This window comes from Spirosoma areae, from assembly GCF_054781775.1.
The window spans coordinates 1-23,391 of the sequence record NZ_BAAGTT010000015.1 but is presented as its reverse complement, the minus strand read 5'-3'; the positions used below and the strand labels follow the sequence as shown (position 1 = coordinate 23,391).

Annotated in this window: 19 protein-coding genes; 7 read left to right on the top strand and 12 right to left on the bottom strand. The window is 50.2% G+C overall.

The features are described 5' to 3' along the window. Positions 1 to 91: 91 nt before the first annotated feature. The 5 genes from ACYVI1_RS06000 to pdhA form a co-directional block, all read right to left on the bottom strand. Positions 92 to 538 carry a barstar family protein gene (locus tag ACYVI1_RS06000; RefSeq protein WP_460907795.1) on the bottom strand — a complete coding sequence of 149 codons (447 nt, stop codon included), beginning with the start codon at positions 536 to 538 and terminating at the stop codon, positions 92 to 94. 192 nt (positions 539 to 730) lie between these two features. Continuing rightward, complete coding sequence (locus ACYVI1_RS05995; protein WP_460907793.1) at positions 731 to 1,027, bottom strand: muconolactone Delta-isomerase family protein; 297 nt, start codon at positions 1,025 to 1,027, stop codon at positions 731 to 733. 11 nt (positions 1,028 to 1,038) lie between these two features. Further along, positions 1,039 to 1,689 (bottom strand): alpha/beta hydrolase, encoded by a 651-nt coding sequence (locus ACYVI1_RS05990; RefSeq protein ID WP_460907791.1) that lies wholly within the window; start codon positions 1,687 to 1,689, stop codon positions 1,039 to 1,041. Positions 1,690 to 1,775: 86 nt separating this feature from the next. Beyond that, positions 1,776 to 2,714 (bottom strand): ring-cleaving dioxygenase, encoded by a 939-nt coding sequence (locus ACYVI1_RS05985; RefSeq protein ID WP_460907788.1) that lies wholly within the window; start codon positions 2,712 to 2,714, stop codon positions 1,776 to 1,778. A gap of 161 nt (positions 2,715 to 2,875) precedes the next feature. Further along, positions 2,876 to 3,964, bottom strand: a complete 1,089-nt coding sequence (gene pdhA / locus ACYVI1_RS05980) for a pyruvate dehydrogenase (acetyl-transferring) E1 component subunit alpha (protein WP_460907786.1) — start codon at positions 3,962 to 3,964, stop codon at positions 2,876 to 2,878. Between the two features lie 210 nt (positions 3,965 to 4,174). Between pdhA and recF the strand changes: the two genes are divergently transcribed. From recF to ACYVI1_RS05955, 5 genes are all read left to right on the top strand, one after another. Next, the gene (gene recF / locus ACYVI1_RS05975) at positions 4,175 to 5,323 is read left to right on the top strand and encodes a DNA replication/repair protein RecF (protein ID WP_460907784.1); all 1,149 of its coding nucleotides are present in this window, start codon (positions 4,175 to 4,177) and stop codon (positions 5,321 to 5,323) included. Between the two features lie 181 nt (positions 5,324 to 5,504). Beyond that, positions 5,505 to 6,119 (top strand): TetR/AcrR family transcriptional regulator, encoded by a 615-nt coding sequence (locus tag ACYVI1_RS05970; protein WP_460907782.1) that lies wholly within the window; start codon positions 5,505 to 5,507, stop codon positions 6,117 to 6,119. Continuing rightward, positions 6,106 to 7,485, top strand: coding sequence for a TolC family protein (locus ACYVI1_RS05965; RefSeq protein ID WP_460907780.1), 1,380 nt, complete (start codon positions 6,106 to 6,108; stop codon positions 7,483 to 7,485). Before ACYVI1_RS05970 ends, ACYVI1_RS05965 begins: the two co-directional genes overlap by 14 nt. Before the next feature lie 89 nt (positions 7,486 to 7,574). Then, complete coding sequence (locus tag ACYVI1_RS05960; protein ID WP_460907778.1) at positions 7,575 to 8,702, top strand: efflux RND transporter periplasmic adaptor subunit; 1,128 nt, start codon at positions 7,575 to 7,577, stop codon at positions 8,700 to 8,702. Between the two features lie 102 nt (positions 8,703 to 8,804). Continuing rightward, the gene (locus tag ACYVI1_RS05955; protein ID WP_460907776.1) at positions 8,805 to 12,245 is read left to right on the top strand and encodes an efflux RND transporter permease subunit; all 3,441 of its coding nucleotides are present in this window, start codon (positions 8,805 to 8,807) and stop codon (positions 12,243 to 12,245) included. A gap of 87 nt (positions 12,246 to 12,332) precedes the next feature. Here ACYVI1_RS05955 and ACYVI1_RS05950 read toward each other — a convergent pair whose 3' ends face one another. From ACYVI1_RS05950 to ACYVI1_RS05925, 6 genes are all read right to left on the bottom strand, one after another. Then, positions 12,333 to 13,382 (bottom strand): NAD(P)-dependent alcohol dehydrogenase, encoded by a 1,050-nt coding sequence (locus ACYVI1_RS05950; protein ID WP_460907774.1) that lies wholly within the window; start codon positions 13,380 to 13,382, stop codon positions 12,333 to 12,335. A 45-nt stretch (positions 13,383 to 13,427) separates the two neighbouring features. Beyond that, complete coding sequence (locus ACYVI1_RS05945; protein ID WP_460907772.1) at positions 13,428 to 13,892, bottom strand: hypothetical protein; 465 nt, start codon at positions 13,890 to 13,892, stop codon at positions 13,428 to 13,430. 85 nt (positions 13,893 to 13,977) lie between these two features. Continuing rightward, positions 13,978 to 17,148, bottom strand: a complete 3,171-nt coding sequence (locus tag ACYVI1_RS05940) for a two-component regulator propeller domain-containing protein (protein WP_460907770.1) — start codon at positions 17,146 to 17,148, stop codon at positions 13,978 to 13,980. Between the two features lie 111 nt (positions 17,149 to 17,259). Further along, on the bottom strand, positions 17,260 to 17,814 hold the full coding sequence (locus ACYVI1_RS05935; RefSeq protein ID WP_460907769.1) for a DinB family protein: 555 nt from the start codon (positions 17,812 to 17,814) through the stop codon (positions 17,260 to 17,262). 121 nt (positions 17,815 to 17,935) lie between these two features. Continuing rightward, positions 17,936 to 18,574 (bottom strand): response regulator transcription factor, encoded by a 639-nt coding sequence (locus tag ACYVI1_RS05930; protein WP_460907768.1) that lies wholly within the window; start codon positions 18,572 to 18,574, stop codon positions 17,936 to 17,938. A 64-nt stretch (positions 18,575 to 18,638) separates the two neighbouring features. Continuing rightward, entirely contained in the window at positions 18,639 to 21,506 is a 2,868-nt protein-coding gene (locus ACYVI1_RS05925; RefSeq protein WP_460907767.1) for a glycosyl hydrolase, read from the bottom strand. 45 nt (positions 21,507 to 21,551) lie between these two features. Here ACYVI1_RS05925 and ACYVI1_RS05920 point away from each other — a divergent pair, with 45 nt between their 5' ends. Both ACYVI1_RS05920 and ACYVI1_RS05915 read left to right on the top strand, forming a co-directional pair. Next, on the top strand, positions 21,552 to 21,764 hold the full coding sequence (locus ACYVI1_RS05920) for a hypothetical protein (protein WP_460907766.1): 213 nt from the start codon (positions 21,552 to 21,554) through the stop codon (positions 21,762 to 21,764). Beyond that, positions 21,742 to 22,026 (top strand): Uma2 family endonuclease, encoded by a 285-nt coding sequence (locus tag ACYVI1_RS05915; protein ID WP_460907764.1) that lies wholly within the window; start codon positions 21,742 to 21,744, stop codon positions 22,024 to 22,026. The genes ACYVI1_RS05920 and ACYVI1_RS05915 overlap by 23 nt, the downstream gene beginning before the upstream one ends. Before the next feature lie 162 nt (positions 22,027 to 22,188). Here the strand turns inward: ACYVI1_RS05915 and ACYVI1_RS05910 are convergent, their stop codons facing one another. Then, a complete protein-coding gene (locus ACYVI1_RS05910) occupies positions 22,189 to 23,262 on the bottom strand; it encodes a glycoside hydrolase family 53 protein (RefSeq protein WP_460907762.1) in 1,074 nt (357 codons plus the stop codon). Positions 23,263 to 23,391 lie beyond the last annotated feature (129 nt).

Below are 23,391 nucleotides of genomic sequence, written 5' to 3'. Positions count from 1 at the left end.
TTGTATGTCGAACACGAAAAGCCGCTGGAAGACTTATTCCGGCGGCATGTTTAAGTAACAGTAGGTTTTGGAAATTTGTTGCGTCAACCGTTTATTTCAGCTCTGCCAGCATCTGATAATTTATGGCTTCGCTATCCAGCAATTTTCGGATTCTTGAGCTATCTTCAAACACAATTATTAATTCTTTTTTAGCGAGGTCTTCGTCGTCATTCGTCCATTTCCAATCTTCGGCTGTAGCATCCAGTATGTTTAACACACTACCCAATTTAGCTGGGTCGCGTTCTTTACTGACGAGCTCACCGGTGTTTGTGAAGTACAAAACAATCCGCTCGTCTTCCAGCCACTGCAAGTCATTCAGCGAATCATTCAGCGCGTCGAGCGTAAAACCAAAGTCAGGAATTTCGAGTAGGTCGGCAAGTTCTTCGTAGAATTTTCGGAGCGTCAGTACAGTTTGCCCATTGATATGAGCAATGAAATCACTGGCGAAATGAGCTTCCAACTCACGCTCCGACTGGCAAATGAGAATGTTCGGTGTCATGCGTTTTTCATAAATTAACGTGAGAAAATCAACTATACTGGATGTTCCACGTGGAACTGATAATCAATAAGTTATATTGCTATGTAACCAGTTTTGCCCTGGTTACTTAATGGTTTTTAGCAAAATACTAAACGTGAAACACGATTTTCATGCATGAAAAAAACCCTCCGTAAGAAGGGTTTTTCGATTTAATCAGTTCAGAGAAAAAAGAGGAATTCGGGCTGCCACCATGTTATGAAACATCAACTCAGTGATCATAGGCGTCATGTATTTTATGAGCGGAAACTCCGAAATTGATTCCATAACTTCCAGTTCCGAGTCGGCTTTAAAAATGCACCAGAGTTTATGACGGTCAATCGAAAGTGAGTAGGAAAGCAAAAATCCTCTCTCCATTAATTCTTCTACTTTGAGCCGTTGGGCAGGTATGCGGTTCTCAAACCCTTCATCTATCACGGTTGGAAGATCAAATTCAACCATATATTGGCTCATAGGCATACGTGTTATAAAACAGTCGGACGTTGCTGGTCTCCGGCTATCAGCAAATTAACACTGTTTAACTCATCTTCGTTAATCGAGTGCGGAAAATTTGGATACAATTTCGTGATCACATCCGCGCCCATCCGTCGAAATACACCTTCCGATTCCAGAACGCGCTCTTTGGGAATGTGCGAATCATTATCGCTGCAACCCAAAAAAATAGGCGTATTCGTAAACGAACCTTCATAGTTTCGGGGCGCATCGGGTGGGCCAATTAAGCCACCGCTTAACCCAAAAACACCCCCGTAGTCTGACGCGTTCCGAGCCACGAACTCCAGCATCAGGCAGGCTCCCTGCGAGAAACCGAACCAGTAAATCTGCGGTAATTTAAAATTATAGTCAGCTTGTAGTCGCCCGCGCAGACTGGCAAGAACCTCAAGCGCCGAAGATAGATAGGGTTCGTTCTCCGACAATGGCCGTAGGAATGATTGTGGATACCAGGTATTTCCCTGCGCTTCGGGTGCAATAAACGCAAAATCTTTATCCTGAATAGAACTCGATAGCGACAACATATCGCTGGCCGAACCGCCCCGGCCATGCACCATAACCATGACTTTCTGGGCTTCTTCGAGCGGCTTCCCGGCTGTTCGGATATTGTTGGGATTGTGTATCATACGTTTAGGCTAAACACGGAGCTAACAGAGATTATTGTTAATACTCCGAGACCTACGTGTCGGTCTCTGTTAGCTCCGTGTTTAATTTATTTTACAGTTATCTCTGGCAAGGCTTCCACTAAACTCGCCCGGCGGGATTCGTACTGCGGAGGCAACATGAGCGACTGCCCCAATTCTGAAACGGGTTCATCGACAGCAAAACCGGGTGGATTTGTAGCCACTTCAAACAAAATACCACCCGGCTCACGGAAGTAGATGCTGTGAAAATAATTCCGGTCAAGCACGGTTGTGGGGTGATAGCCCGCCGACATCAACGCTTCGCGAATGGCCAGTTGCGTATCGTCAGAATCCGTTGAAAAGGCGACATGGTGAACCGAGCCAGCTCCCTGCAAGGACCGAACATCAGTTGGCGAATGGAGTACATCCACAAAACTACCCGACTCACCAGAACCCGCTTTAAACCGGAAGCGACCTTCCTCCTCCCCTACCAATGTATGTTGCATCGTTTCGGTTAAGAGTTCAATTGTCCGGTCGGGATTCGATTCATTAAGTGTAACCGTATGAAAACCACGAATGGCGAACTCCGCCGGAATCCGGCCATTATCCCAGCCGGGGCGCCCGTCTTCATCGGTGAAAACGAGTTCAATGCCCATACCGTCGAAATCTTCAAAACGCAGATACGTTTCTGAGAAGCGTTTGTGTGGCCCGGCATACGGAATGGTACGTTCGTGCAGACGGTCCATCCAGAAACGCAGCGCGGCCGTTGGCACCGAAAAGGCGGTATATGTCAACTGACCAACGCCTTTCCGACCACGAGGCAAGCTGCCATACGGGAAGAACGTCAGAATGGTGCCGGGCGAACCAGTTTGGTTACCGTAGTATAAATGATAGACGTCGGGCGCATCAAAATTGATGGTTTTTTTTACCAGGCGAAGGCCAAGAATATCCGTGTAATAATCAACATTTCGTTGTGTATCGCCTGCCAGGGTAGTAACGTGGTGAAGGCCATTAATCAGAGTTTCCATAGCTCATTGAAAGTGAAGAATCAGGAAGACAGTTTCAGGTATTCTTAAATGTCAATACATTTAATGTATATACATTTAAAACAAAAAAAATGTTCAATGAAAAACGTCCAGACCGAAAAGTCTGGACGTAGATAATAGAATAGGATAAGAAGTCATCTTATTTATTCCATCAGGAAGGGATAATCCTTTTGCATGTAAACATCCTTGAATGCTTCTTCCGGCAGAGGATAGGGCGACTCTTCGGCAAAGTTGACAGCCTCGTCTACAATGCCTTTTATTTTCTGGTCAATAGCCGCCAACTCGTCCTCGGTTGCAAAGCCTTTTTCCAGAATACTGGCTTTTACCTGCTCAACCGGGTCACGTTGTTTATATTTCTCTACTTCATCTTTCGACCGGTACTTTTGCGGATCCGACATGGAGTGACCCCGATAGCGGTAGGTGCGAAATTCTAAGAAAGTCGGGCCTTCGCCAGCGCGGGCACGTTCGGCGGCACGACTGACGGCCTCATGAACGGCCTCAACACTCATCGCATCAACGGGTTCGGAAGGCATATCATAGGCCTCGGCAAGGGTATAAAGTTCTGTGACGTTCGAGGTACGAGCTACAGAGGTTCCCATCGCATAGCCGTTATTTTCGACTACGAAAATGACCGGGATTTTCCAGAGCATCGCCATGTTAAAGGCTTCGTGCAACGCGCCCTGACGCACGGCTCCGTCGCCCATAAACGTAATGCACAAGTTCTTGGTCTTGTTGTATTTCTCGGCTAAGCCAATCCCCGCACCCATCGGAATCTGAGCACCAACAATGCCATGACCGCCCACAAAATTGACTGACTTGTCGAAGATGTGCATCGAGCCACCTTTGCCTTTTGACGAGCCGGTTTGCTTGGCGAACAACTCGGCCATAATCGCTTTTGGGTCCGAGCCGAGCGCCAGTGGAATGCCATGGTCGCGGTAGGCCGTAATCCACTTGTCGTCTTTGGTCAGCGCTGTATAGGACCCCGATGAGCAGGCTTCCTGACCAATGTACAGATGACAGAAGCCCCGGATTTTCTGCTGACCGTAAAGTTGCCCAGCCTTTTCTTCAAACTTCCGCTGCAACTGCATGGATTCATACCAATACATATAGCGCTCTTTCGGATGTTGCGTTTTGGCAGCAACAACCGGGCGGGCCGCCGAAGCCTGACCATTCTGTTTTGTTTTCCCGCGCTCCGGCGTACCGGCGGAGTTTTTCTCTTTAACGCTTGCCATGAGGAATGTATTCGATAAAGCTAACTATTGCTGCCGGATTATTGGAAAAAGGGTTGCTGAAGTTGAAAAACAACAATCTGAGAGCACTTCTCAACTACTAACAAACCGACCGTATCTTTGTTGCCAATTTCAGTTGCTCATTTTGTTGGTGAGCAGGATGCGTAATTGACTGCCGCGAAATTACGCATTATCACGTTATGCGCTACATCTATGCACCTCGAAAAGCTGAGCCTGACCAATTTTAAAAATTATGAAGATGGGCGATATGTCTTTGGTAAGCAAATCAATGTACTGGTAGGACCGAATGGCAGCGGTAAAACTAACCTTTTAGACGCTATTTATTTTCTGGCACTCAGCAAAAGTGCCTTCCAAAGTCAGGATGCGCTCAGTATTCAGCACGATGCCGATTATTTTATCATCGACGGAATTTTTGAGGAACATGACAACCGCACCGTCCAGATAACCAGTAGCCTGCAACGCGGACAGCGAAAGGTGCTCATGGCCGATAAAAAACCGTATGAGCGTATCAGTGAACACATTGGCCGCTTCCCAATCGTTCTGGTTGCCCCAAACGATACCGATTTGGTTCGGGAACACAGCGAAGACCGACGGCATTTTTTTGATGGCGTACTGTCGCAGCTCGATGCCGATTACCTGCGCGACTATATGCTGTATCAGCAGGTGCTGAAGCAGCGCAACAGCCTGCTCAAACTATTTGCCGAGCGAAACCAGGTAGACAACGACCTGCTCGATACCTATGATGAGCCGCTGCTCGACCTCGGCCAGAAGATTCACAACCGTCGGCGGGCTTTTGTTGACGAGTTTCTGCCCGGCTTCCGGGCGCACTATGCCTATCTGAGCGACGAACGTGAAGAAGTCAGTATCGTATATGAGTCGGAAGTGAGCAATCCCGCTTTCGCCGATGAATTCCGGCATTTCCGTCGACGCGATACCGTTCTGCAACGCACCACGATGGGCGTTCACAAAGATGACTACTCCTTTTTAATTGGGGGGCAGTCCGGCAATTCTGGTTCCAGTAATTCGCGGTCTGGCGTTTCGCGGTCGGACGGGTCGGTGCCGCTGAAAAAATTCGGCTCACAGGGACAGCAGAAAACATTTGTGATTGCCCTTAAAATGGCTCAATTCGACCAGCTACTGATGGAGAAAGGTATTAAGCCCATCCTGCTACTTGACGACATCTTCGACAAATTAGACGACCGGCGCATTGGCAAACTTATTCTACGCATGGATGCGGGTGCATTTGGTCAGATTTTTATTACAGACGCCCGCCCTGAGCGCACCCGCGAGTTGCTTGACTCGGTTAAAACCGACGTGCGGTTTTTTGAAATTGGTGCTTAATCAACTCCTTATTTCCCATCAATAAGCGGCCACCTACCCCTGCGTTTCCCAAGTTCGTCGGCGTTTTTAGCCGCTTTACTCTGCTTTTTGGGCCGTTCATCATTTAGTAAAAAATAAACTGGAAACTCAGAACTATATTTGAGTTTCCGTAGTTCTTCCTGTAAAAGTTCTATTTTACTTGATGAAGGAACGAATTTTGGCAGAGGCCGAACGATTGTTTTGGAAATATGGGGTCCGCTCCGTAACCATGGAGGATATTGCCCGCCAGCTTGGCATTTCAAAGAAGACTATTTATCAGCATTTTACGGATAAAGAGCAGATTCTTTATCAGGTTATTCAGGATAAAATGGTCAGGAATCAATCAGAGATGGATTGTATGGTCGTTGAGCCTGGCAATCCAGTTGAGGAAATTCTGAATGTTCTGAACTTAATGCAAAAGAATGCTGATAAGGTTAGTCCTAATTTTCTAATGGATATTAAACGGTACTACCCGCAGGCATTTGCGCTGTTTCGACAGTATAAGGAAGGGCATATTATGCGATCTATTCTTGAAAATATCCAAAAAGGTATTGGTCAGGGTATATATCGATCCGACATAAATCCGGCTATTCTTGCTCGGCTTCGGGTTGAGCAAATTGAACTGGCTTTTAATAATGAAATCTTCCCAACAGACCAGTACACCATGCACGACATTCAGTCTGAATTGATGCATCACTTTGTGCGCGGTATGCTGACGGAAACAGGCTTCACCATTTACAATCAGTATGTTAATCAGTACAACCATGAAGTTCAATAATCGACAAAAGGCAATGGCGATCTGGCTGCTCACCCTATTGGGTAGCGCCGGTCCATTGCTGGCTCAGAACCGCCAAGAGTTTTCGCTCAACGAAGCCATTAAGTTTGCCGTTGAGAATAACATCAATGTCAAAAATTCGGGTTTAGATGCCTTAAGTGCTGAGGCCCGTATTCGGGAAGTACGCGGAGTAGCTTTACCACAGGTAAGTGTATCGGGTCAGGTAACGGATAACCTGATTATTCAGCGGGTCTTTTTGCCAGCCGTCTTTTTCGATCCAAATGCTTCGGCCGATGCGCCCGCTGTTCCGGTGCAGTTTGGGGTAAGCTATTCGGGTAGCCTGACGGGTAGCCTTAACCAACTTCTGTTCGATGCATCGTATCGACTGGGTTTGAAGGCGGCTGATACGTATCGGCAACTGGCTCAGAAAAACGTGCTGGCCTCAAAAATCACGGTGGCTGAGCAGGTTGCCAAAGCCTATTATGGGGTGTTAGTGAATGAGCAACAGATAAAACTGCTTGACCTGAACATTGCCCGGGTTGATACGCTGTTCCGAAATACGCAGGGGTTAAACAAACAGGGGTTCGCCGAAAAAATTGACGTTAGCCGCCTTGAAGTACAGGTCAATAACCTGAAAGCTGAGCGTCAAAACGTTAAGAATCTGGTTGATCTGAGTTACTACCTCCTCAAATTTCAGATGGGGCTGGGTATTAACGACAATATTACCCTGACGGAGCAGATCCAGGATATCGACCTCGATGCGCTTGAGCGGGCCAATGCCCAGGCAGCCGCTGAGTTTGATTACAGTCAGCGAATTGAGTTTTCGACACTGCAATCGCAGATCCAACTGGCCGACCTGGACGTTCAGAGTGTGGCTAAACAGTACTATCCGCGCCTGTCAGCTTTCGCTAATTATGGTTACAATACCGGTCGGAATAAATTTGGCGATTTGTTCGCATCTCCCTGGTTCAACTCGTCGGTTATAGGCATCAATTTCTCGGTTCCGATTTTCGATGGATTTCAGAAGAAGTACTTAGCTCAGCAGAAGCGGTTTACGTTGCAGAAGGCCCAGAACAGCGGTCAGTTGCTGAAGAATTCTATCGATCTGCAAATCCGGCAGGCTACCATCACCATTGGCAACAGCCTGCAAACGCTTCGGACCCAGAAACGTAATGTTGAGTTGGCGCAGGAAGTAGCCCGCGTAACGAAGATTAAGTATCAGGAAGGGGTTGGGTCGAATATTGAAGTGCTGGATGCCGAAAACTCGTTCCGGCAGGCGCAAACGAACTACTTCGCATCGCTCTATAACTTCCTGCAAACCAAAGTCGACGCAGACAAAGCCAGCGGAAAACTGTACACAGGCCAGTAATTTTTAATTAATAATGAATAATGGATAATGCTAACTGAATAAGGGAAAGGACCCATTGTTCATTTCACATGATTCATTCACCAAAACTTATGAAACCATACTACGCCATTGCCCTCGTGAGCCTATTCGCTGCCTGCTCAGGGGAGAAAAAGTCAGACTTGCAGAGCAAACGTGATGAACTCACCGAGTTGAAATCGCAGCAGACTGAATTGAACACAAAAGTTAAGACGCTGGAGAGTGAAGTTGCTAAACTCGATCCGAAAAAGGCCGAGGATACCCGCGTGAAAGAGGTAACCGTGGCTCCATTGGCCGCCAGTACGTTCCGGCACTTTGTGGAGTTACAGGGGACAATTGATGCAAAAAACAACGTACAGGTTTCGCCTAAGTCGGGCGGGATCGTTACGGCGGTTTACGTGAAAGAAGGTGATCGGGTGCGGGCGGGCCAGGCCATTGCCAAAGTGGACGACCAACTGCTGCGGGAGTCGATGGCTGAACTGAAAACGCAGCTTTCCCTTGTGAATACGGTTTATGAAAAACAGGCGGCTTTGTGGAAACAGCAAATTGGTACGGAGATTCAGTACCTGCAGGCGAAAAACAACAAAGAATCGCTCGAACGCCGGTTAGCTACAATGAACGCCCAATTGAGTCAATCGACGGTTGCGGCCCCCATTTCGGGCGTTGTCGATCAGGTTATGATTAAAGTGGGCCAGTCGGCCATGCCGGGCGTAGGGTTGGTTCGGGTTGTCAATCTGTCGCAACTGAAAGTAGTGGCTAAAGTGGCCGATACCTATGCGGGCAGCGTTCGGAAAGGCGACGCGATAACGGTTGAGTTTCCCGACATCAATAAGAAACTAAACTCGCGCATCTCGTTTGTCGCCACGATTGTAGACCCATCCACCCGGACGTTTACCATCGAAGCGCCACTACCTTCCGACAATTCGCTGAAACCAAATATGCTGGCCCGGATTAAAATCAATGATGAGACACAGGCCAATGCGATTGTGATTAACCAGAACCTGATTCAAAGCACAGAGAATGGTCAATTAGTTTATGTGGCAGTGAATGAAGGCGGTAAGAAAGTAGCGAAAGCAAAAACAGTGAAAACCGGCCAATCATATGGCGGTCAAATTGAGGTGACGCAGGGGTTACAGTCGGGCGACCAAATCGTGACGGCTGGTTATCAGGACTTGGTTGACGGACAAGCGATTAATTTTTAGTTTGTAGAGACGTAACCCTTTGCGTCTTGTATGCGTCAGCCAAAACCATCCGGTCAGGAGACGCAAAGGGTTGTGTCTTTACAAACGACAAACGATTTCAACATGAAATTTGAACAATATAAAACCCTCGGATTCACCAACTGGTGCGTTGAAAACCGGACGGCGATTTACATCTTCACCTTCCTGATTACACTCGGCGGGCTATTTGTATACAATAATCTGCCGAAAGAGCAGTTTCCCGACATCAAAATACCGCAGGTGTATATCAACACCGTGTATGTTGGCACAGCCCCGGCTGATATTGAAAACACAATTAACAAACAAATTGAGAAGCAGTTAAAGTCTGTTTCGGGCGTTAAACGCATTAAATCAAATGCCTTGCAGGACGTATCGGTCATTCTGGTTGAATTCAACCCCGATGTGCAGTCGGCAGAAGCCCTGCAGCGCGTTCGCGATGCTATTGACAAAGCGAAGCCCGACCTGCCGCAGAAACTCGATGCAGGCCCAACGGCCCAGGATGTTGATTTCTCGGAATTGCCGATTATGAACATCAACATGGCTGGTAATTTCTCTCTGAAACAACTGAAAGAGTATGCCGAAGATTTGCAGGATGTGATTGAAGGAATGCCCGAAATCCGCCGTGTCGACATCATTGGCGCGCTGGAGCGGGAAATCCAGATCAACGTCGATCTGCCCCGGATGCAATCGGCAGGGTTAGCGTTCTCCGATATTCAGCAGGCCATTCAGGGTGAGAATGTCAACGTATCGGGCGGTGATCTGAGCGTCGATGGCGTTCGCCGGACAGTACGGGTAAAGGGTGAGTTTACCGACGTTTCGCAGATTCAGAATCTGCAAATCCGCACCGCAACCGGGGCAACGGTTCGGCTCGGCGACATTGCTCAGGTTCGGGATAACTTCGAGGAGCAGCAGAATTTTGCCCGTTTGGACAACAAGTCGGTTGTAACGCTGAACGTGATCAAACGCGCCGGAGCCAACCTGATTTCTGCCGCCGACCGGATTGAAACAACGATTGATGAATATAAGGAAACGCGCTTTCCAAAGGGCTTAGATGTTAAAATCACCGCCGACCAGTCGGAGCGGACCCGCGAAAACGTTAATGACCTGATCAACACGGTCGTCCTGGGTTTCATTTTTGTGGTGCTGGTACTTATGTTCTTTATGGGCGTTCGGGATGCCATTTTCGTAGGCCTCTCGGTGCCACTTTCAGCCTTGGTAGCCTTTGTTCTCATGCCGGTGGTTGGGCCGGTTGTCGGCACATCGTTTACGCTGAACATTATGGTGTTGTTTGCCTTCCTGCTCGGTTTAGGGCTGGTGGTGGATGATGCCATTGTCGTTATTGAAAACTCGCACCGATTATTCAATCAAAACAAAGACTGGGACATCAAACAGGCCGTGAAAGCGGCTGCGGGCGAAGTGTTTGCACCTGTACTGTCAGGTACCCTGACGACGATTGCGCCGTTCTTTCCGCTGTTGTTCTGGCCGGGTATTGTGGGCGAGTTCATGAAATTTTTGCCGCTAACACTCATTCTGACCTTGTTTGCATCGCTCTTTGTGGCCTATGTGATTAACCCCGTCTTCGCCGTAACGTTCATGAAGCGGCACGAGGACGATAACCACGAAGATCGCCAGACGTTTGCCGAAATCAGACGGCCCCTTATTATCATGACCGTATTAGCTGGTATCGGTTATGTGATTGACCGGGGGATTGGCAATTTATTCGTTCTGTTTATTATCCTGTACGTGTTCAATCATTATGTGCTGACGCCAAAACTGATTGTTCCCTTCCAGGAGCGCGTATTGCCGAGCCTTAAAAATGGGTATCGCCGATTGATTTCGTGGGTATTAACCGGATGGCGACCTGTGTTTGCTATCCTGGCTTCCTTTGGCCTGCTGATTCTGACATTCTTTATCGTTGGCATTGCCAAGCCTAAAGTGATTTTCTTCCCCAGTGGTGAGCCTGATTACATCTACGTTTATAATGTGATGCCCGTTGGCACCGATGCCCGCGTAACGGATTCGGTGACGCGGGTGATTGAAAAGCGCGTCTTTAAGGTGCTTGACGACAACAAGGCGACGGATATTGTCAACTCGGTTATCTCGAACATCGGTAAAAACGCGGGCGATCCGCAAAATCCAGACCGGTCGGCAACGCCCCAAAAGTCGAAAGTGACGGTGGCGTTTAAAGGCAATGAAGAGCGGAACGGTATTTCAACGGATTCCTTATTAGCGAAGGTACGGACGGCCATGAAGGGCCTGCCAGGCAGCGAAATTTCGGTAGAACGCGAAGCAGGCGGTCCGCCAACGGGTAAGCCCATCGCCATCGAAATTGCGGGCGAAGAATTTGACGAACTGAGAAGCCTGGAAAAACAGGTTCGGCAGAAAATCAGTCAGGCGGGGATTCAGGGCATCGACCAGTTGAAGTCGGATTTGATTACGAACAAGCCCGAGATCGTGATCGACATCGACCGCGAAAAAGCGGAACGCGAAGGCATTTCCTCCGCGCAGGTTGCCATGGCCATTCGGACCGCTCTGTTCGGTCTTGAGGTGTCGAAATTCCGCGATGCCAAGGATGAATACCCAATTATGGTTCGACTGAAACCGGATGATCGCAGCCAGATTGACCGGCTGTTAAGCCTGAATGTCGTCTATCGCGACATGGTGATGGGTGGTCAACTGCGGCAGGTTCCGATTACGTCGGTCGCCAACATCAGCTATTCGACCACGTTCAGCCAGATTAACCGCAAGAATCAGGAGCGGATTGTTACCCTGAGTTCCGATGTGGTGCCAGGCTACAATGCCAACGAGATTGTTGCTCAGATTCAGGGGGTTATCAAAGAATTAGAGGTGCCAAATGGCTACGAAGTTCGGATTGGTGGTGAGCAGGAAGACCAGAAAGAGTCGATGGATTTCCTGGTATCTGCGTTTGGGATCGCGATGTTACTCATTTACCTAATTATGGCGACGCAGTTTAACTCGGTTGTGAAGCCGCTTATTATTTTCGTAACCATCCTGTTTTCCCTGATTGGAGTGCTTCTTGGATTCGTCATCGCCGGTAAAACGTTCTCGATCATCATGTCGGGTATTGGTATTATCGCGCTGGCCGGTATCGTGGTGAAAAACGGGATTCTGCTCATCGAGTTCATTGAAGAGTTGCGGGGCCGGGGCGTTCCCCTGCGCGAAGCCATCATTGAAGGGGGCGGTATTCGTCTGACACCCGTTTTGCTGACCGCGTCGGCTGCCGTGCTGGGTCTGATTCCGCTGGCGTTCGGTATCACCGTGGATTTCGTGGGCCTTTTCCGTGACTTCGATCCGCACATCGTTATCGGTGGCGATAGTTCGATATTCTGGAATATCCTGGCCTGGACCATCATCTTCGGGTTGACATTCTCAACCGTATTAACGCTTGTGATTGTACCCTGTATGTACTGGGTTAACGAACGCATTCGGATGAAGTGGTTTGGCAAGAAAGACCCCGCCCTCAACATGGAGAAGCAAGAGCAACCTGAGGAAGAGCTGGTTTAATAGGTAATGAATAATGCAAAATAAATAATGGAGAATGAAGGCCACTCAACCTTCATTCTCCATTATTTATTTTGCATTAAAATAGGATTAAGCCATCGTCAACACGGCACGATAGCGAACAGAATTGTCGGCAATCCGGCGCAGGGCGATGTTAACTTCTGCCAGCGGGAACACCTCAATCTGGGGTTTAATCTGGTGACGGGCCGAGAAGTCGAGCATGGTCCGTATCTCGGACCGGGAGCCGATAATACTGCTGAGCAAACTCTTCTGACCCAGAATCAGTTGTAAGGCGGATATTTTTACGTCCGCATCGGGCACCCCAACTAAGCACAGCTTACCATCAGGGCGTAACACGTTTACATACTCAGCCCAGGGCAGGTCGGCGGTTACGGTCGAGAGCAGGAAGTCGCAGGAGTTGGCCGCAGCAGCCAACGCGCCCTCAGCGCTCGTGTTCACAAACCGGTCGGCGCCAAACTGCCGGGCTTCGGTTTCTTTGTCGGGCGACGAGGAAAAAGCTGTTACCTGACAGCCAAGCGCCCGGCCGTACTGCAACGCCAGGTGCCCCAGACCACCAATTCCGACCACGCCCAATCGGGTAGCCGCCGAGACATGATGTCGAATCAGGGGGGCAAACACGGTAATCCCGGCGCACAGGAGTGGACCTGCATATTCGGAGGCCAGAGCATCGGGTATTGGAAAAGCCATGCGCGAATCCACCCGGATATACTGAGCATAGCCGCCCTCCCGCCCTAAGCAGGTTGGCTGGCCATTTACGCAGAGGTTATCCCGGCCCGTCTGACACTGCTCGCAGGTGAAATCGGCACCGGCCAGCCAGCCTACGCCAACCCGCTGCCCTACACTCAGGTCTGTGACAGACACCCCGACTTGCGACACGACACCGACAATTTCGTGACCCGGCACGAATGGATAAGCACTAATACCAAAATCGTTATTCACCAAATGCAAATCGGTATGGCACATGCCACAGTGTGTAATCTTAATCTCCACATCCAGAGCACTTAGCGTTTTAGGCGTGTACTTGTACGGCATCAGCGGCTGACCGGCTTCGAGGGCTGCGTAAGCCGAAATGGCAACCGGGATGTCAATGGCGTGGATAGTTTCTGTCGTCGATTCCATTAGTTTTTCTGGTTTGGGGGTTGCGGACGTTTTACCGGATAATAATCAGTTTTTGGCTAACGGCAGGCTAATGACCGATACAAACTTCCATTGCCCGCTTATTTTCTCTAATAACTTGGCTTCTTTTTGGCGGTTTGCTTTGCCGTCAGTGCCAGTCGAAGTTTGGTCATAGGTAACCCAGAAGTAGTTTTCGCCCAATGGTTTGAGTTGCCAGTTTGACTGCACCGCGTTCGTGTTCATGGGTTGGGGCGACTTACTGATGGCATCGGTGTAGGCTTTACTGATTCGGTCGCTTCCATTGACGGCTCCTATCCAGCCACTTTCTGTAGCCCAATACCGGCTACTGTAGGGAACAGGGGCGTTCATAGCCAGCAGAGTCGGAGTGTCGCGCCTGGTCCAGGCTTCGTGCTGGGCAACGCAGAGTTTCTTAATCGCTTCTTCGTCTGCATTTTGAGCATAGAGACCGAGGCTAATTAAGGCAAAGGCAATCGTGAATAGCTGGTTTTTCATGGGGTGCGATACGAGAGTTGTGTATCGCAAAGTTGACTGGTTTCCGGGCGGCTGTCAATCCCCAAATTCGGGGAGAAGAAGCTCCTCATCGCTCGACGTACACGCCGGTTCCGCCATTTGGCGGGCTCCTGAGGTGATAGGTTGCTCCGATAGCTTCGGCCCGTTTCATCATGCTGTCCAGCCCGTTCCCTCTGCCGTTGGCTGAGCTGACAAAGCCCTGCCCGTTGTCCTGCACTGTTAGACTTATTTTGCCGCCGGTTTGCCAAATCATTAATCGTACTTCCGTCGCTCCGGAATGCTTGGCTACGTTATGAAGGGCTTCTTTACCAATCAAATACAGGTTCCGAATCACATCGGGCGAGAGACTAAATTTTTCCAGCACCGGCTCCGTTTCGACGATTAGCTGGATGTTGCGGTGCGCCAGCAGTTCGTGCCCAAAACTTTCTAATCGTTCGGCCAGACGTAGGGCATTGTTGGTGTCGGAGCGCATCGACCAGACCACATCACTCATGCGCTCAATGGTGGTACGGGCGTTGTCGGCAATTTTTTGCAGGAGGTGGTAGGAATCCTGAAAGCGTCCCTCGCGGTGCATGGCGCTGGCGGCTTCGCTGTAGAACGAAATGCCGCTCAAAACGCCCCCAACGTCGTCGTGGAGGTCGCGGGCGATCTGGTCGCGCAGGAGTTGAATATGGCGAATCTGCGCCAATCGGTAGCGATAAAAGGCATAAATCAGTCCCGCTATGGTCAGAAGCAGCATCGCCCGAAACCAGCCGGTTTGCCACCAGGCGGGCTGGATAATGAGAGTTAGAAACGTGCCTGCGTTATTCCAAAGGCCGTCGTTATTAGACCCTTTGACTCGAAAGGTATAGGTGCCAGGGTCAAGGTTGGTATACGTAACACTTCGGCGAGTACCCGCGTAGACCCAATTCGGTTCAAAGTTTTCGAGTTGGTAGGCGTATTGGTTCTTTTCAGAAGAGGTATAATTCAGAGCGGCAAACTCGAACGTCAGGCTGTTTTGATCATGGTCGAGCGTCACTGTTTGCCCATTGTAGTTTCCCGGCAGAAGTTTGTCAAATAAGCGTAGAGCGGTCAACACAACCGGTGGTTTGGTCGGATTAAACCGAAGATCGTGCGGGTGAAACTGAACGATACGGGTTTTGCCGCCAAAATAAAGGGTTCCGTCACCAGCTTTGAAAGCGGCTCCGAGGTGGACATTTCCTGAAATGAAATAATTCTCATCGGCATTATCGGCATCGAAGGCCGTAAACGTGCTGGTTCCGGGCGAAAAACGACAAAGCCCTTTTCGTGTATTCAGCCATAAATCTCCGGTATTGTCTTCCACCAGATTACTCACGCTGTTGTCGATTAGCCCATCTTTCTGGGTGTAGCGGATAAACTGTTGATGAGCCGAATCGTACTGACAAAGCCCACCCCCATCCGTACCAATCCAGAGCCGGCCAGCCCGATCAAGGCACAAGCTCATAATGTAGTTGGAACTAAGACTATTGGGTATTTTAGGGTCATTAATGAAGTGCGTAATGCGGCCGGTTTGATAGTCCAGCCGGTCCAGTCCGGCATCGGTACCGATCCAGATATGCCCCTGCCGGTCGCTGACTACGGCCCGCGACCATTTTCCCCGCAGCGTGGCCGGATTCCCCGGATCGTGCGCGTATCGGTGCCAGCGATTCTGCTTCCGGTCATACAAAATCATCCCCAGGAACCCCGTTCCGAACCAGAGTATACCGCGTTCATCCTCAACGATATCCAGCACGAAGGCGTAATTATGGGGCGCCTTAAAGGGTAGAAACGTGGTAAACCGACCAGTTTTCGGGTCAAGGCGGGCTATCTGCCCCGGCGTACCACTTTTCCAGTCGCTGCCCATGCCAATCCAGATGCTCCCATCGCGGTCTTTCAGCATCGGCCCAATAAAGTTTGTCGATAAGCCGTCGGGTGTATTGCTACGGCGAAAATTTCGGAATCGCCGGGTGGCTGGGTCGTATCGGAATAGTCCCCCGCCCTCCGTTCCGATCCAGAAGATTCCGGCATTATCCTGACAAATGGATCGAATGTTATAGCGGCCGAACGGGTTGACCTGATCCGGCTGATAGTCTGTAAAGGTCAGCATTCGCCGGTTCGGGTCGAATTTGCTGATACCGGCATCGTTGGTGCCGAACCAGCAAACACCGGTGCGGTCAATCAAAACGGCGTTGATGGCGTTGTCTGACAGGCTGTGGGGATTGATTGGGTCATGATAAAACCGGTCAAAGTGGGTCCGCTCAGGATTCAGGCGATTTAAGCCATTGTCGGTGCCAATCCAGAGATTCCGGTGCTGATCTTCGGCAATGGATCGCCGATTAACACGGTTGTTGCTGAGTGAAGCTGGATTAGTAGGCTTATTCTGATACAGGGCAATGCAACGGCCCGTTCGTGGGTCAAATTGATTCAGACCGCTGAGTGTACCAATCCACAACGCGCCAGTGTGGTCCACACAAATATCCATGACCTGATTGCTGATGATAGAGGTCGCATCGGCCGGATTGTGCAGATAGCGGGTAAACGTAACGCCCGGCGGTTCTCCAGCTTGACCCTGCTTTACATTGATGCGATTGATGCCCTTTTCGATGGTGGCGGCCCAAAGGGTTCCGGTGTGATCTTCGCACAAATCGGCAACCATTGTATTGGTGCTCATACTGGTCGAATCGGTCGGATTGTGCCGATACCGGGTAAAGGTTTCCGTTTGCGGATCGAACTGGCACAACCCTTCGATGGTGCCCACCCAGATAGTTCCGTACCGGTCGCCCCGAACGGCCGTTACGTCGTTGGTATGCAGGCCACCGGGGTGATTTCGGTTGGCCAGATACCGCCGGACACGATCCGTGCGTGGGTCAAGCCGGGCCAGCCCACCGTTCGAAATTGCCGCCCACATAATGCCCGTTGGGTCTTCCCAGAGGTCGATAACGTGATTACTACCGAGCGTAGTGGTATCCTGTGCATCATATTGGTAGTTTTTGAACGAGTAGCCGTCGAAGCGGCTGATGCCGCCGTAGGTACTGAACCAGATAAACCCCTGCCGATCCTGAATGATGGCACGCACGTTGTTACTCGAAAGCCCATCTTTCACACTGAGCCGCTCAAACCAGACGGGTTTTTTTTGGGGAAACGCTGAAGAAAAGCACAGGCAGAAGCCAACTAATAAACCCATCGCCCGCCCGAACGATTGCGGAACGATTCGGTACGTTTTTCCTTTCAGCAACATGGTGGTTATGGTTTACGCATAAACCAAAGCTACTGAAAATCTGCGTATTACCGTAGGCTGCTATACTGATGGGTGTAGAACAAGTTTGTTTCTCACCTGCCCATATGACGACTACGGTTTTGTCTCAACAGTATTTATTCGTTCAGTGGCATTCAATAGTGTTTCGCCGGGCGGTATAACTCCTTTTAGACGAAGGTAGAGGGTTGTTTGGCCCCGGTGATGCGACAGGTGCTCCAGGCCCTTTCGGAATATCATCTCTTTAGTAGTCTCCCAGCGGTAATAGACTGCTTTCTCCTGCGCCTGTGTTTTGGTTAAATTTTTTAGGGCAAGGATCACGGCGTCGTAACTTTCCATTGTCACTTTGGTAACGGCGGCTTTCGACTGCATCTCTTTTACTTTTTCCAGATCATCGCCGGGGTAAGGATTGGGTTGGCCAGTGGCAAAATTGATGTAGCGGTAATTGACTGCGGCCGTGTGCAAATACTGTTGGGCAAAACTGCGGATGTCGGGCGTTGGGCGGAAATCATAACCGTCTTCGGGCATGGCATCTAAGTAGGCCTTCGTGTAGGCTTTGGCCCGTTCCCAATCCTCAATCATATCCTGATTTTGGGCGTAGAGAATCAGATTAGTCACGGCAAAGGCAATGGTGAGTAGCAGTTTTTTCATGGGTGCAATACGTGTTTTGTGTATCGCAAAGGTGGACTGGTTCTTACTAACTGTCAATCCCCAAATTCGGGGAGAAGACTATGGACGAGTGGCTTAGCGGGAAGGGCATGGTATCGCCACGTCACACCAAGCCCTCCCGCAGCGCCTTCGCGACGGCTTCGGTCATCGAAACAACGTGAAGTTTTTCGTAAATGTGCTTCATGTACGTTCGCACCGTCTCGTAGCTAATGCTCATCCGGTCGGCGATCATTTTGTAGCTCAACCCTTCCACTAAATAGCGCAGGGTTTCGTGTTCACGATTGGTTAGCGGCTCGGCATTGGATTGAGCAAAGCGGGCCAGTGGCAACTGCTGAAAGAAGCGCACAGCCTTGCGCGCCACGCTTGGGGAGAGTGGCGCACCTCCGGCATGGGCATCCTGTACGGCATCAATCAGGCGGGTAGGCGTCGAATTTTTCAGGATATAGCCGACGGCTCCGGCGCATAAGGCCCGAAATATTTTGTCTTCCTCCTCAAAGACGGTCAGCATGACAATATTGATGGCTGGAAACGCTGCATGGATAGCCTGCGTGGCCTGAATGCCGTCGAGACCGGGCATTTCAATATCCATCATAATAACATCCGGGCGGGTATCGCGCACCTGCCTTGCCCAACTGACCGGATTGGGAAACGCGCCAACCAGTTCAATGTCCGGCATTCCATCGAGCAGAACCAACAGCGCATCGCGGATAGCCGGGTTGTCTTCGTAGAGAAGCACGCGCATAAGAAATCATTTCCTGTAAAGTACGATGATGCGCGGGTGGGAATCAATCCCCGAATGTGGGGAGTTAGGGTCTTATAGAAGCACCCTCGTCTACTGAAGCCATTGGCGTGAGCGTTACCGGGCCGAGCAAACCCGATGGTTTGGGCGTCCAGCGTTCGGCGGTGAAGTTTCCGTTTTCATCGCGATTTTCGCGCAGGCGGGCCGACAGGTTGATGTTGTAAAATTTCTTCCACGCCACATGATTCCGGTCCATGTCGATAATGCGGTTAGCCATGCTGTTGGAAACGTTTACCATTAAGGTGTTGCTCGCCTTGAGCGCAGTAGCGGGGATAATGAGTTGGTAAGTTGGCCCGATGAGTGTCCCCATGTCCTTCCCATTTAGCTGAACCACTGCACTTTCGGCAACGTTGCCCAGGTCGAGCAGCCAGTTAGTGGCGGTTCCGGTTGGTTTAGTGAATGTGATGGTGTAAGCCGCCGTTCCCGAAAACGTCTTTACGTCCTCGCCTTTCTGTTCCGTCCACGATACTAATTTATCCGTTTTAATGGTTGCCGGAAGCGTCGGCCCGCCTTTCACGAAGTTGATTGACCAGGTGCCATTGATGGGTTGCGCTTCTCCAGCCGGTTTGGCGTAAGCATAAATTGGTCCATTTATTTTGGCCGTGTTCGTTTCCAGAATGCAGGATTCGCCGGGAGCCAGTTGCAGGTACACCTCACGCGTCCCACCTGCCGATGTGCGAAGCCCGGCCATGCCCATTTTCTCCGTCATGGGGTTGTACATTGCCACCGATTGGGCGGTGGTTTGAAGCGGCACCCAGCCGTCTACCGCCTTTTCGCCCCAATTGGCAATAAAGTAGTAGTTTCCATTTGCGTGGCTCCGCCGGACGTATTGCAAACCCTTATCGACCATCGCTTCGCGCTTCACGGCTGCATAGGCCAGCAGGGTATCAACATCCTTTCCGAGCACAAACGCCCCCTTGCCGACTGAAGCTTTCTGAATGCCCGCCTTCTCCGTATCCACGAATTTAAGTTGAGCCAGCAGGCTTTTGAACGTGCTTCGGCGGCTGTTGAGGTTGCCTAACCCATTCACATCGCCGGGCAATTGCCCGCAGACAACTACGGTTGTGCCGTTCTGCGCCAGTTTCAGTAATTGCTGGAATGTCGGCAGTGGAATAAACTGCGCTTCGGGCAGAAGAATGGTTTTGTATCCCACCCCGCCCGTCTGCAACTGTCTATTGGCCGAAGTAACATTGAGCAATTGCTTATCCGAAATAAAATCGAAGCCGTACCCTTTTTCCAGCAGCGTTTCGGCGTAACGCTCCACGGGCATTCCCGTAAAGCCATGTTCCATCCCATCGAAATGCTGGAGCAACACTTTACCGGGCCGGGTATAAGCGTCGTAAATGGGCAGATACACCAGCACATCGTTGTCAGGTTTGCCTGTTTGCAGAAATGACTGACAACGAGTTACGTACTGATTCAGCTTACTAAAATCGATCCAGAAGGTGTTGTTCGGGTTGAAATGCACGGCTGCGTAGAACAACCAGCCCGGCCAGGGGGCGCTTTGGGGCGAGTAGTTGGTGCCATGATAAAATGTGTGGTTCACGCCCCCAAGCAGGAAGCGGTCCATGTCTTTCTTGATGTCGCTCAACTTCGACAAAAAATGCTCGTTATTCCAGGTCGCCGACTCCGACGAGGTTAATTTTTTGCCCGTCACATTCGCTGCCGACGACGCGAATTTGATTCGCAGCATCTCTGTCCCTTCAATTTCGGGAATGTCGGTTACGGCGTATAAATCCAGAATATTGGCCGGGGAGCCATGCGCCTGATTGCGAATAATCTTGCCTTTGCTTTTGGCCCAATCGCTCCAGGTTTTGGTGTAATTTTCCAGTAAAAGTTCCGAAATGGTTTCCCGATAGTCGCTCAGAACGCGCTTGTTCATAGCCTCCTCGTCTTTGCCGAATAAAGCAGGTAAATGGGATCTAAGGTTGTAGCCACGCCGTTTAGTAAACTCCGCGAATAGGTTGGGCGTCCAGTTGCCTTCGCCCTGCGCGTCGTCTACTTCGTAGGAGTCATTGAAAAATGCCCGCAGGCCCGTCAGATTCCGGCCCTTGAAGGCATCATCGAAACGCTGAAGATAATGCTGCGTAGCAGTTTTAGAGAAATGGTCAATGACATCGCCTTCGCCCCCCGGCCCCGCCCGCTCGACCTGCTTGCCATGCCAGCCTTCAAATACCGCATAGAGCGTCCAGTTACCGATGGGGGCAACCCAATTCAGTTTCCCACGGGCATCTACGTTGTTCGTCAGGTCGATAGGCTCGCCTTTTTCCGGGTATGCCATCAGTGCTATTAGGGGCAACGGTTTCTCAAACCGCACCTGATCGAAGGCATGAAGCTGCAAATCAGGGTTTTTTGCGACCGGCTCCACTAGTTTCGTGAGGTCAATTTTCTCTCCGACAGTTCGGATGATGGGCTTCTGTATGTAGGTAATGGCTTCGTTTAGCCGCTCTCCGGCTTTCAGGGCGTAGGTCTGGTAAGCAACATATTTACAGGCATCTGCCGATGTTACCCAGGGACCACCAAACGGCCATCCCGACGCCTGCGCCAGATCGACGCCCAGGCCAAGCCGTTTCGCTTCCGTAAGTGTGTGGGTAAGTCGGTCCATCCAGGTCGGCGACAGGAAGTTGATGAACCGTTTCTCTTCGCCTTTGACGCCATAGATTGGGGTTATCTCAACGCCACCTAACCCCGCCTGCCGGTACTGTTCCATCAGGCGAGTGAGGTCTTTGTCGTTAACGGCGCTGCCCATCCACCACCAGCGCGTCCAGGGTTTGGTTTGCTGCGTAATGGCGGGCCATTTGGGCTGAGCTTGTATATTGATACTGCCCATTAGCAGGACCGTCAGGAGTAGACCTGTTCTCGTATATTTCCTCATGTATACCGTCTGGTTTTGTTATCTTTGTTAAAACAGCCTTGACTTATGGAAACGCTCGTTGCCCCGCTCCTATCTGATTACGAAGCCGACCGCCGTAAGCCCATGCCCAGTAAAAATCACGCCTTTATTCAAACTAATCTTACAGGTATTTTATATGCTTACCGTAAGCAGTATCGTATTGCAACAGAGATACGCATTGAAAATAAGTGGATTAGACTACACACCCGACATTTGCGTGTACCCACTTATTCCATTTGATAGCCGTCATGATGAAATCCGCATGACTGAACTACCACTAACCGCTATGGAAATCCTGTCGCCTACGCAGTCGGTAGAAGAATTGGTAGCTAAGTTCGATGTTTATTTTGGGGCTGGCGTGCATTCAGACTGGTTAGTACAACCATCTCTACAAACAATTTTCTTACTTACCCCTGACCAAAAAATCTCTGTTTTTCACGACGCATCCCTCATTGATCCGACAAACGGTATAGAACTCAATTTGAGCGATGTATTTCAATAAGCCGCCACGTTATCTGTTTTATAATCTTCAAAAGTAACCGGAGCCTAAACATCAGCCTATTCTGACGATTAGGATTCTTCAGGTAAAGTACGTACCCACCGAACGTATATGACTCCTGCACTCTCCTGTATGAAGCGACTATCCGGATCCCTGAATCTACCTTTAGTCAACCAGAAAGGCATCTAATGCCTTGGTCGGTTTGCCATCCGCACCCCAGGCGCTCAGCGCATACTTACTCCAGCTTCTGGCTCCCTGCGGTTCCCAATAAAGTACGCCAAGCCCTTTTTGATTCGGTACGGCCCTGACTTTGCGCTGAACAGCTACCAGCATATCATACGTGTTCTGAACGTTGGTATCCTCGCCACCCACCTCAACCACCATGACTTCTTTGCCGTACCGCGTGGTCAGATCATTCATATTAGCGGCTAAATCCTCAATGGAGAGCGTATAATCAGGATTGCCGGGCAACCAGTAAGGGTAATAGGACAGGCCAATGACGTCGTACCGGGCGCCCTGTGCCTTTGCGTTATCAAACCAGGTTCTGAACCGCTCCCGGTTGTTGCCCTGATCCAGATGAAGAATAACCTTCGACGCTGGGCTTACGGCCTTAATGGCTTCATATCCTTTATTAATCAGTTGGGCCAATTGACTCCAGTTTGCCGTGCTCCCTTCGGGGTAGATCATGCCGCCGGGAATTTCGTTGCCAACCTGTACCCATTCGGGCGATATGCCTGTCGCTTTCAGCGCTGTCATTACGCCATACGTGTATCCATATACATCGGTTAATAAGGTTGGAAAGTCGTGCCCCTGCCAGGCGACTGGTTTGACCTGTTTGCCAGGATCAGCCCAGGTATCGCTGTAATGAAAATTAAGCATAATCCGCATACCCCATTTTTTGGCGCGCTGGGCCAGGGCAACGGTCTCTTCTTTACTACAGTGACCACTGTGCCGGTCATTGGATGGATTGACCCACGTTCTTAGGCGAACGGTGTTTATGCCATGATCTTTCAGGATTTGGAAGCAGTCCTGTTGAACGCCCTTGTCGTTATAAAATTTGTAGCCCGTTGCTTCCATCTGGGGCAGCCAGCCTATATCAGCTCCTTTCACGAAAACCTGCTGCTCATTCGGCGTGAGCTTGGCCGCATCTTTTGGTGCGCCAATGTTGGTTACTGCACAGCCAATCGAAAGAACCCCCAGAACTAATCCGAGGGCGATTGATTTGATAGCTACACTCATCGTTAAATTAGGTAGTGGTAAATGTCAAGCTGATTTAGTTTGATTATAATGGTTAATAAAGTTGAGTGTACGCGCAAAATGACTATCATCCGTTTTGGCAAAGGACAGCGTTTTACGGGTTAGGTGAGG